We start from the raw sequence: 8,905 nt of genomic DNA on the forward strand, positions 1-8,905 counted from the left end.
GGTACTGGTCAATGCGGCCACCACGAACATCAGCAGCAGGAACAGTACGGTCAGCCACCAGGACCGGGAGAGCTGGGAGATCGCCAGCGCCACCACCAGCATCTGCGCCAGGGCGCGCAGCACCGCGGTGAGGATCTGGCGGGCCGGCAACAGCAGGAGGCGCTGGGCGAAAAGGGCGGCGATCCCCGTCACCAGCACCAGCATCACCCACATCGGCCAGCCGGTGTGCAGCAGGGTTGAGCCCTGGCCCATCGGCCGGCCTTTCGGGATCCAAGGGGCCGCTGCGGCCCCATGCGGGGGGTTTAGTAGTAGACCGCCAGCGGGCCCTCCGGGCCCTCGATGACGCGTACCGGGGTATCGAACACGGCGGAGAGCACCTCATCGCGCATGATTGCCTCGGGGGAGCCGAACTCCACGACCTGGCCCTTCTTCATGGCGCAGATGTAGTCCGAGTAGTGCCCGGCGAAGTTGATGTCGTGCAACACGATCACGATCGTGCGCCCCAGCTCCTGGGCGGCCTTGCGCAGGTGCTTCATCATCTGCACCGAGTGCTTCATGTCCAGGTTGTTCAGCGGCTCATCCAGCAGCACGTAGTCGGTGTCCTGGGCCAGCACCATGGCCACGTAGGCGCGCTGACGCTGACCGCCGGAGAGCTGGTCCAGGTAGCGGTCCTCCAGGTCGTTCAGGTTCAGGAAGTCGATCGCCAGGGAGATGATCTCCTCATCCTTGCGGGTCAGCCGCCCCTTGGAGTGTGGGAAGCGGCCAAAGCCGACCAGCTGGCGCACGGTCAGGCGGGTGACGAAGTGGTTCTCCTGGCGCAGGATCGAGACGATCTTGGCCAGGTCCTTCGAGGCGGTGGAGGCCACGTCGTAGCCGGCCACCTCGATGGTGCCCTCATCCAGGCCGAGCAGGCGCCCGACCATGGTCAGCATGGTGGACTTGCCCGCGCCGTTCGGGCCCACCAGCGCGGTGATGCCCCCGGCCGGGATCTGCAGCGTCACCGGCCCGATGGCAACTTCGCTGCTGTACTGCTTGCGGACGTCTTTGAGGGTAATCACAGCCGGCCCTTTCTGAGGACGAAGATGAGGAATGCGGTGCCGCCAACCAGTTCAATGATGATGCCCACCACGCCCTGGGCGTAGAAGACGTTCTTCATGATGAAGTAGGCCCCGGCCAGGATCACGAACCCGGTCAGCGCGGCCATCGGGAAGATGTAGCGGTGGTCGTAGGTGTCGGCCAGCTGGTAGGAGAGCATCGCGGCCAAGAAGCCGAAGAAGGTCAGCGGGCCCACCAGCGCGGTGGACACGGCCATCAGGATCGAGACGAAGAACAGGGTGCGCATCACCTCGCCGCGGTGGTTGATGCCCAGGTTCATGGTGGTGTCCCGGCCCAGGGCGACCACGTTCAGCCGCTTGGAGGACAGGATCAGGAACAGCGCGGAGACCGCCATCAGCGGGATCGCCACCGGGAAGTAGCTCACGTCCGCGTTGGAGATCGAGCCGAAGAGCCGGGCGGTGAGGATGTCGAACTCGCTGGGGGTGAGCATGCGCTGCATGAACGTGGACACCGAGCCCAGGCCCGCGCCGATGATGATGCCGATCAGCAGCATGATCTGGATGTTGCCGAACTTGCCCGAGAGCAGCCAGCCGTACAGCGCCACCGACAGGGCGACCATGATCGCCACCTGCAGCACGAACTGGGTCACCCCCTGCAGCGCCACGATCCCGGCCGCACCCATGAAGAACACCGAGGAGGTCTGCACCGCGACGAACAGGGATTCAAAGCCCATGATCGAGGGGGTGATGATCCGGTTGTTGGTGACCGTCTGGAAGCTGACGGTGGCCACCGCCTGGCAGATCGACACGATCACCATGGTGGTCAGCGACGTGGCGCGCAGCTCGGCGATCCGCCAGAAGCCCTCGCTGCCCACCGGCATCGGGTTGTCCAGGGCCAAAAAGCCGTAGCTGAAGCCCAGGGCCGCCAGGATCAGCAGCGAGAGGATCACCCAGTAGCGGGTGCGCACCTTCTTGGAGGGCAGCGCGCCGGACTGGCGCAGCGGGGCGAAGTTTGGGGGCATGGATTGGGACATCGTCGGGTTCTCACTCATCAGACTAGCCATTTCGACGCTGCCTCAACAACAGGGCGATGAAGACCACCGCACCGACCACACCCAGGATCAGCGAGACCGGGATCTCGAAGGGCATGATGATGGTGCGCCCGATCAGGTCGCAGACGGTCACGATCGCGATGCCCAGCAGGCACACCCACGGCAGGTTGCTGCGCAGGTCATCGCCGCGGAACATGGAGACGATGTTCGGCACGATCAGCCCCAGGAACGGCAGGTTGCCCACCACCACGGTCACCACACCGGTGGCGATCGCGATCAGCCCGGTGCCGATGAGCATCACCTGGCGGTAGTTCAGCCCCACGTTGGTGGCGATCTCCTCACCCAGCCCGGCCACGGTGAAGCGGTCCGCGACCAGGAAGATCGCGACCGCCACCAGGGCCACGATCCACAGCACCTCGTACTGTCCGCGCAGCACGGAGGTGAAGGACCCGGCGAACCAGATCCCCAGGGACTGGAGCATGTCGGTGGTCAGCGCCAGGAACGTGGACACCGCCCCGACCACGGCGCCGAGCATGATGCCCACGATCGGCACGGTCAGCGAGGCCTTGAGTGAAACCCGCTGCAGGAACAGGAAGAAGAGCATGGTGCCGATGAACGCGAACAATACTGCCACGCTCATCTTGGTCAGGATCCCGGCGTTCGGGGCCAGGATCATCACCGTGAGCAGGCCCAGGCCCGCCCATTCGGTGGTGCCGGTGGTGGTGGGCTCCACGAACCGGTTCTGGGTCAGCAGCTGCATCACCAGCCCGCTCATGGCCATGGCCGCGCCGGCCAGAACCAGGGCGATGGTGCGCGGGATGCGGGTGATGGCGAACATGTCCCCACCATCCTCGGCGCCGAAAATGTCGTAGACGCCGGTAAAAAGCGAAAAGCCCAGCAGGATCAGGACTCCAAGGATCCCAAGCAGCAGCTTGGGTTCGAAGAGCCTGCCCCGGGGCGGCTGTGTGGTGATGGTGCTGGTCATGGTCCTGCCGTTACTGCGAAGGTGTGGTGAGACGCCACAGTGGTGGACGCCGCCGGTTGGCTGCGTCCACCACTGGGTCAGTGCGCGTTGGGGCTACTTGCCTTCGAGCGCATCAGCGAAGTCATTGATGAATTCGGTGTAGGTCTGGATGCCCTCGTTGGTGTAGGTGTCAGCCGGCATCACCAGGACGTTGCCTTCCTTGGCGGCGGTGACGTTCTTCAGCGCATCCGAGTTCTTCAGCAGGTCGGCGGCCGGCTTGTAGTCCGGCTCATCGGCGGCCACTGCGGCATCGCGGTCCATGACCAGGATCCAGTCCGGGTTGGACTTGGCGATGGCCTCAACGGAGATGTCATCACCCTGGTGGTCGGTGGAGGACTCGTCAACCTCAAGGGCCGGGGTCAGATCCAGCAGGTCGAACAGCGGGCCAAGGGTGCGGCCGGTGGACGGTGCCGAGTAGTTGATGTTGCCGCCGGAGGTGATGACGCCCATCACCTTCTGGTCCTTGTTGTAGGCGGCCTTGGCGCGCTCGACGGCCTTGTCGAACTCGTCGGTCAGCTTCTTGGCTTCATCTTCCTTCTGGAAGACCTGGCCCAGCACGGTGGTCTGGCGCTTGAGTTCCTCGCCGAACGGCTTGTCCTCGCGCGGGTCCAGGGAGACGATGGTGGCCTCGGGGGCCAGCTTCTTGAAGTCCTTCTCGTACTGGGTGAAGCGCTGGCCGTTGATGATCAGGTCCGGCTCCACGGCGACGACCGATTCCAGGTCAGGCTCGCGGTGGCTGCCCAGGTCGATCAGGTCCTTGTCCTTGGTGTAGCCGATGGTGTCCGGCATCAGCGAAACCGCCGCGGCCGAGAGCTCCACGCCCCAGGAGTCCAGGGTCTCGAAGGTGCGGTTGTCGGTGGCAACCACGGACTTTGCCGGGACATCGATGGTGTGCTCGCCGTTGTTGTCCTCGAACGTGACGGTCGAGACGCCCTCGGAGGACGAAGCGCTCGACTCTGGGGTCGAGGCGTTCGAACCGCAGGCGGTCAGGGACAGAGCAGCGATGCCAAGCAGCGCAGCGGCGCGCAGTTTCACAGAGGCCATGATTTCCTATCGTTCCGGGGCCACCGAGCGGCGGCCAGCGAGGTTGATCTGAAATTAGCTTAGCCTAAGCTCTATGTGCTCTGCACTCCGCAGATATCGTTATTCAAATCACACCTAATGGGGCCCAAGCCCCCAAAGTACGGGTTTTCAAGGATTTTTCGGCGAACAACAAGGCGCGCCTGCCTGAATAACGAACCAAATTGTTTCCGGAATCCAAGAAAAAGAGAATTCCGGGACATTTTCGTTGGCGAAGGTCCCTCGCGGCTGGTATTGTGCCCGCCTTCGACTCCCGACCTTCACTTGGACGATGTGGGGCAGACTGCCTTCCCCCGAGGTTTATGCCCATCTCCTTGGGGACTCAGTTCTTGGGGAGCCCGGACGGCACTTTCGCGCCCGGCTTCCAGCCCGAAGCAGTTGCGAGGGGGACGCAGAGTGGTTAGCTGGCACCCGGGCAGTGGCGAGGCCGTTGCCCCCGAATGAGGAGCGCCGCCACCGCGGCGGAAAGGCGCCGTCGGTAGTTTTGGGTGACGCTGACATTGAAGTCATTGTGCAAGGGCGGCGCGGTGCCCGGCTTCCGAACGCCGGAAAGGGGGTGCCATCTGCCTTGTGCTGAACCAGGAGTCGGCTGCTCAAGAATTCTCTGCCGACCTCACTCTATCGGCGGCCACTTTGGTCACCGCTGAGCCTACGGCGGAAAGGACATTGAGCTGGGCTCGGTGATTTAGGCGGCGTGCTTCCGCCATGTCCTGGATCGGCTTAGGGAAGCGCTTGGGGTGCACTAATGATGTACTGGCGGGTGCCGAATCACGAGAGCCAGCAGGGCACCACGTTAGAGATTGCGCAAAGGGCTGGACGCGGGGCTGGGAGTTTCAAACTGCAAGCGCTAGCCTTGAGAGCCTTAGGCCCGCCACCTACAGTGCTGAAGGAGGTTGCTTATGGAAGTGAGGACGCTGCTCCTTGAACTAAGCGATGACCAGTTAGCCGACCTGAACGACGCTTTGGAAGACTACAGAGACTATTTCAAGGCGCAAGCTCAAGAAGCCTCCATGGGTTTCGGGCTCGATGCCGAGTATTGGGAATCCCGGGCGAATGAGATTCAAGGCTTAAGGGAGATGCTCCTGAAGGCCCGCGGCAAAGAAGTCACCTGAAGGCACCCGCTGCGGGGCGGTCCAGCACTTTGGACCGCCCCGCAGCGGGTTTCTATCAGGACGCGGCGTTGACTTCCGTCAACCTCGTCAGCGGCCAGCCAGTAACGCGCTTCGGCCGCGGCGGGGCATAAGTGCGCACCTTCGAGGTCGACAGGCCCATTCGGACCATTGACTCGGCGATGGTGACCGCAGCGCGCACGCCGTCAACGATCGGAACGCCGGTGGCTTCGCGGACCTGGTGCTCGAGTTCGGCCATGCCGCCGCAGCCCAGGCAGATCACCTCGGCCTTGTCCTCCTGCACCGCACGCCGGGACTGAGCGACGATGGCTTCGATGGCGCGCTGCGGATCCGACTCCAGCTCCAGGACCCCCAGTCCGCTGGCCCGCACCGAGGCGAGCCGGTCGGTCAGCCCGGCCAACTTCAGCCGGTCCTCGATCAGCGGAACCGTCCGGTCCAGCGTGGTCACCACCGAGTACTTGTGCCCGAGGAACTGGGCCGTGGACGCTGCCGCCTCGGTGATGTCCACGACCGGCACCTCCAGCAGTTCCTGCAGTCCTTCGCGGCCGTGCTCCCCGTAGCCAGCTTGGATTACCGCATCGAACGGTTCGGGGTAATTGACCACTTTGTCGATGACGGCGATCGCCGCCAAGTAACTTTCGAAGTTTCCCTCGCAGCTGTCGGCCCCGAAATCGGGGGTGAGCTCAATGATCTGCGTCCCGGGGGAAGCCACTTCGCGCGCGGAGTCTCCGATGGCGGTGGTCATTGAGGCCGTGGTGTTCACGTTCAGGACGAGAATTCGCATGGTCTTTTCCCTTCCCTCTAGTGCTTTGCCACTACGGCGATGGCTTCGCCATCGATATCCGCCAGGTCATGCTGTCGCTTGGCGAGCAGCAGGTATACCAGTGCGCCGCTGCCCGAGCCCAGGAACCAGGCGAACGGACCGACAACGTGCAGGGCAGGAAGGAAGGCGAGCAGCAGGGCCACTATGGAGCTGATGGCCAGCGCTGCCACGGCGCGGTAGTTCACGCCACGGGTGAAGTAGTAGGTGCCGTTGGGGGAGGTGCGGTAGAGGTCCACGACGTTGATGCGTGCCCGGCGTACCAGCCAGTAGTCGGCCATGATGATCCCGAACAGCGGGCCGAGCAGCGCGCCCAGTCCGCCCAGGAAGTAGTTGATGATTTCCGGTGAGTTGTACAGATTCCACGGCAGGATGACCAACCCGATTACCCCGGAGATCAGCGCGGCCCGGCGGAAGTTCAGGTGCTTGGGGAACAGGTTGTTCAGGGCGTACGTGGGTGCGACGAAGTTCGCCATCAGGTTCACCGCGATGGTCAGCACCAACAGGGCGCCGGATGCCAGCAACAGCAACGCCGTGTTCGGAATGGCCTGAACGACATCTGACGGAGAGTCAATGATGATTCCGTTGATGGAGAACTGGGTGCCGGTCAGCACCACCACAATCGCACCGAAGAACAGCATGTTCAGCGGGATTCCGAAGAAGTTGCCGCGCACGATTGCCTTCTTGGAAATCGCGCCGCGGGTGAAATCGCAGAAGTTCAACACGAAGGTGCCGTAGATGGAGACCCACAGCGCTGCCGCGCCGAACACGCCGATCCACATGTCCAGCCCACTGCGGGGAGTGCCGGTATCCAGGGCGATGTTGAACCCGGATTCGAACAGCATCCACACGGCCAGGGCAAGGAACGTGACAAGGATGACCGGACCGGCGAAGGCCTCATACTTGCGGATCATCTCCATCCCATAGCTGACGATGACCAACTGCAGGATCCACAGGGAAACAAAGCATATCCAGCCCAACACGTCGAGGCCGAGGAAGCTGGTTTCCTGCAGGGAAACGGCCCCCGGGGCCAAGGCGATCACCATCACGCTGAGGACCTGGGAGGCCAGGAAGGTTTGGATGCCGAACCAGGCGATAGCGACCGCGCCGCGAAGGAGCGCCGGAAGCTGCGCGCCGGTGATGCCAAAAGCAATGCGGCTCATGACCGGGAAGGGAACGCCGGTCTTCTCTCCCATGAATCCGGAGAGGGTCAACAGGGCAAAGAGCAATATGGCTCCGATTCCCAACGCGCCTAGAATCTGCCATCCGCTCATGCCCAGGGCAAAGAGGCCGATGGCAAATGCGTAGTTGCCCAGTGAGTGCACATCGTTTGCCCAGAGGGTGAAGATGCTGTAGGCGTTCCACGTTCTGCCCTTTTGGGCGGTCGGTGCCAGGTCTTCGTTGTAGAGCGAAGCGGACAGCTGGTGCGGGTTGGAGGGGTCGATGCCCAATGGGACATCAGTGGTTGGGGTGCTTTGAGGCGCCGTTACGGCGTTGGGGATAGACATTGGTCAGGATCCTCTGAGATTTATGGCAGGCCAAGGCAGCGGCTGCGGGCAGCGCAAAGCGGACTGCAAAAGTTAGGGAGAACCGAGGGCAAATGAGCTGGTTCGGTATGGAGGGTTGCGGCGAAGTGGTCAGAGCGACAGGGGCCGCAGGCAAAGGGTGCCTCTCCGGAAACGCCAGCGCCAAAATCATGGGCGGGGCGTGCGGAGGAAAAAGGACATCTCAGACGCGCAGGAAGGTATCTTTGTAGCCGGCATAGTGGCCGGCCAGCGCCGCGTTGCGTTTCGCGGCATAGTGCGAACGGCGAATCCACTGCCGGCCCACGTGGGCGCTGCAGAGAATCAGATCGAGACTGATCATGGCTGCTCCTGAGAAAGAACTCCGAGATGTGTGCCACATCACTAATGGTGCTCTTACTGTAGTGGTGCCGCGTTGATTCCGCAAGCAAATAATTCACTTCCAGCATGCGGAAGGGGTTCCTCTTGCCCTGCGGAATGAATTCATTCTGCCCAGCGGAATGGGGGGCTGGAAACAAGCTTGCGCGGTGGAACTTGAGCCGAGGGAGCCAGGGCCACGGACTGAACAAAAATCGCCGGAGCCTGTGGCCGTTCCGGGGTGGGGCGGCCACAGGCCGAAGACGCGCCACGAACCGATGGGATTAGCCAGGTCCCAGCTCATCCCCGCCATGGCAGGGCAAGGTTCTATCCGGCGGTTCCGGGTCATCGCCCGGCGGGTCGGGGTCATCGCCTGGTGGCTCGGGTGGTGCCCGGTTCACGGCCCCCGGTGGCGGGTCCCCGGGGATTTGCGAGCTCAGGTCCGGGTCGCTGGGATCATGCCAATACCCCGGGGTGCCCGGCGGGATCTCATGCAACGCCAACACCTCACGCAGCTTCTCATCCACATACACCGCCTGTCGTGAAGGAGCGCTCATCGTGTAGTTGGAGCGACCATTCACGGTGGTCAGGCTGCCCGGATCGGAAAAGTGCACCAACCCGTTCGGGGATTCCCAGCGCACCGACCCATCAGGCAGGAACTGGCTCTGCCACCGCAGGGCGTGTTTGAACATCTGATGCCGGGTACACAACAATTTGGTGTTATCCCGGGTGGTGGTCCCGCCCTTGGCCCAGTCCTTGACATGATCGATCTCGCACCGCTCCGCCGGGCGGCGGCAACCAGGGAACTGGCAATGCTCATCACGCAACTGCACCAGCTCCTGCAACGCCGCCGGGGGCCGGTAC

At 63.1% G+C, this 8,905-nt stretch carries 9 protein-coding genes and 1 pseudogene; 1 reads left to right on the forward strand and 9 read right to left on the reverse strand.

Annotated elements, in window-relative coordinates:
• The 5 genes and pseudogenes from RCJ92_RS13610 to RCJ92_RS13630 all read right to left on the reverse strand — a co-directional run.
• Positions 1-252, reverse strand: a pseudogene (locus tag RCJ92_RS13610) (hypothetical protein); the annotation flags it as partial.
• A gap of 50 nt (positions 253-302) precedes the next feature.
• Positions 303-1,058, reverse strand: coding sequence for an iron ABC transporter ATP-binding protein (locus RCJ92_RS13615; RefSeq protein WP_446754829.1), 756 nt, complete (start codon positions 1,056-1,058; stop codon positions 303-305).
• Positions 1,055-2,107, reverse strand: coding sequence for an iron chelate uptake ABC transporter family permease subunit (locus RCJ92_RS13620; RefSeq protein ID WP_421014505.1), 1,053 nt, complete (start codon positions 2,105-2,107; stop codon positions 1,055-1,057). The genes RCJ92_RS13615 and RCJ92_RS13620 overlap by 4 nt, the downstream gene beginning before the upstream one ends.
• 4 nt (positions 2,108-2,111) lie before the next feature.
• Complete coding sequence (locus RCJ92_RS13625) at positions 2,112-3,092, reverse strand: ABC transporter permease (RefSeq protein ID WP_138927060.1); 981 nt, start codon at positions 3,090-3,092, stop codon at positions 2,112-2,114.
• Positions 3,093-3,185: 93 nt separating this feature from the next.
• On the reverse strand, positions 3,186-4,175 hold the full coding sequence (locus tag RCJ92_RS13630) for a siderophore ABC transporter substrate-binding protein (RefSeq protein ID WP_446754830.1): 990 nt from the start codon (positions 4,173-4,175) through the stop codon (positions 3,186-3,188).
• Positions 4,176-5,110: 935 nt separating this feature from the next.
• On the opposite strand from RCJ92_RS13630, the gene RCJ92_RS13635 reads away from it, so the two are divergent.
• Positions 5,111-5,323, forward strand: a complete 213-nt coding sequence (locus RCJ92_RS13635) for a hypothetical protein (protein WP_343833299.1) — start codon at positions 5,111-5,113, stop codon at positions 5,321-5,323.
• A 55-nt stretch (positions 5,324-5,378) separates the two neighbouring features.
• Here the strand turns inward: RCJ92_RS13635 and RCJ92_RS13640 are convergent, their stop codons facing one another.
• The 4 genes from RCJ92_RS13640 to RCJ92_RS13655 all read right to left on the reverse strand — a co-directional run.
• Positions 5,379-6,125, reverse strand: coding sequence for an aspartate/glutamate racemase family protein (locus RCJ92_RS13640; protein ID WP_446754831.1), 747 nt, complete (start codon positions 6,123-6,125; stop codon positions 5,379-5,381).
• 17 nt (positions 6,126-6,142) lie between these two features.
• A complete protein-coding gene (locus RCJ92_RS13645; protein WP_421014509.1) occupies positions 6,143-7,669 on the reverse strand; it encodes an NCS1 family nucleobase:cation symporter-1 in 1,527 nt (508 codons plus the stop codon).
• A gap of 220 nt (positions 7,670-7,889) precedes the next feature.
• Entirely contained in the window at positions 7,890-8,027 is a 138-nt protein-coding gene (locus RCJ92_RS13650; protein ID WP_175419463.1) for a hypothetical protein, read from the reverse strand.
• A 298-nt stretch (positions 8,028-8,325) separates the two neighbouring features.
• On the reverse strand, positions 8,326-8,905 hold a 580-nt coding region (locus RCJ92_RS13655), incomplete at its 5' end, for an HNH endonuclease signature motif containing protein (protein WP_446754832.1).

It is taken from the genome of Glutamicibacter sp. BSL13, assembly GCF_052928425.1.

What these genes read in the sequence shown, in the direction of transcription:
- RCJ92_RS13630 (WP_446754830.1), bottom strand. Translation starts at nt 4,175, where the DNA reads ATGGCCTCTGTGAAACTGCGCGCCGCTGCGCTGCTTGGCATCGCTGCT.
- RCJ92_RS13640 (WP_446754831.1), bottom strand. Translation starts at nt 6,125, where the DNA reads ATGCGAATTCTCGTCCTGAACGTGAACACCACGGCCTCAATGACCACC.
- RCJ92_RS13620 (WP_421014505.1), bottom strand. Translation starts at nt 2,107, where the DNA reads ATGAGTGAGAACCCGACGATGTCCCAATCCATGCCCCCAAACTTCGCC.
- RCJ92_RS13650 (WP_175419463.1), bottom strand. Translation starts at nt 8,027, where the DNA reads ATGATCAGTCTCGATCTGATTCTCTGCAGCGCCCACGTGGGCCGGCAG.
- RCJ92_RS13635 (WP_343833299.1), top strand. Translation starts at nt 5,111, where the DNA reads ATGGAAGTGAGGACGCTGCTCCTTGAACTAAGCGATGACCAGTTAGCC.
- RCJ92_RS13625 (WP_138927060.1), bottom strand. Translation starts at nt 3,092, where the DNA reads ATGACCAGCACCATCACCACACAGCCGCCCCGGGGCAGGCTCTTCGAA.
- RCJ92_RS13645 (WP_421014509.1), bottom strand. Translation starts at nt 7,669, where the DNA reads ATGTCTATCCCCAACGCCGTAACGGCGCCTCAAAGCACCCCAACCACT.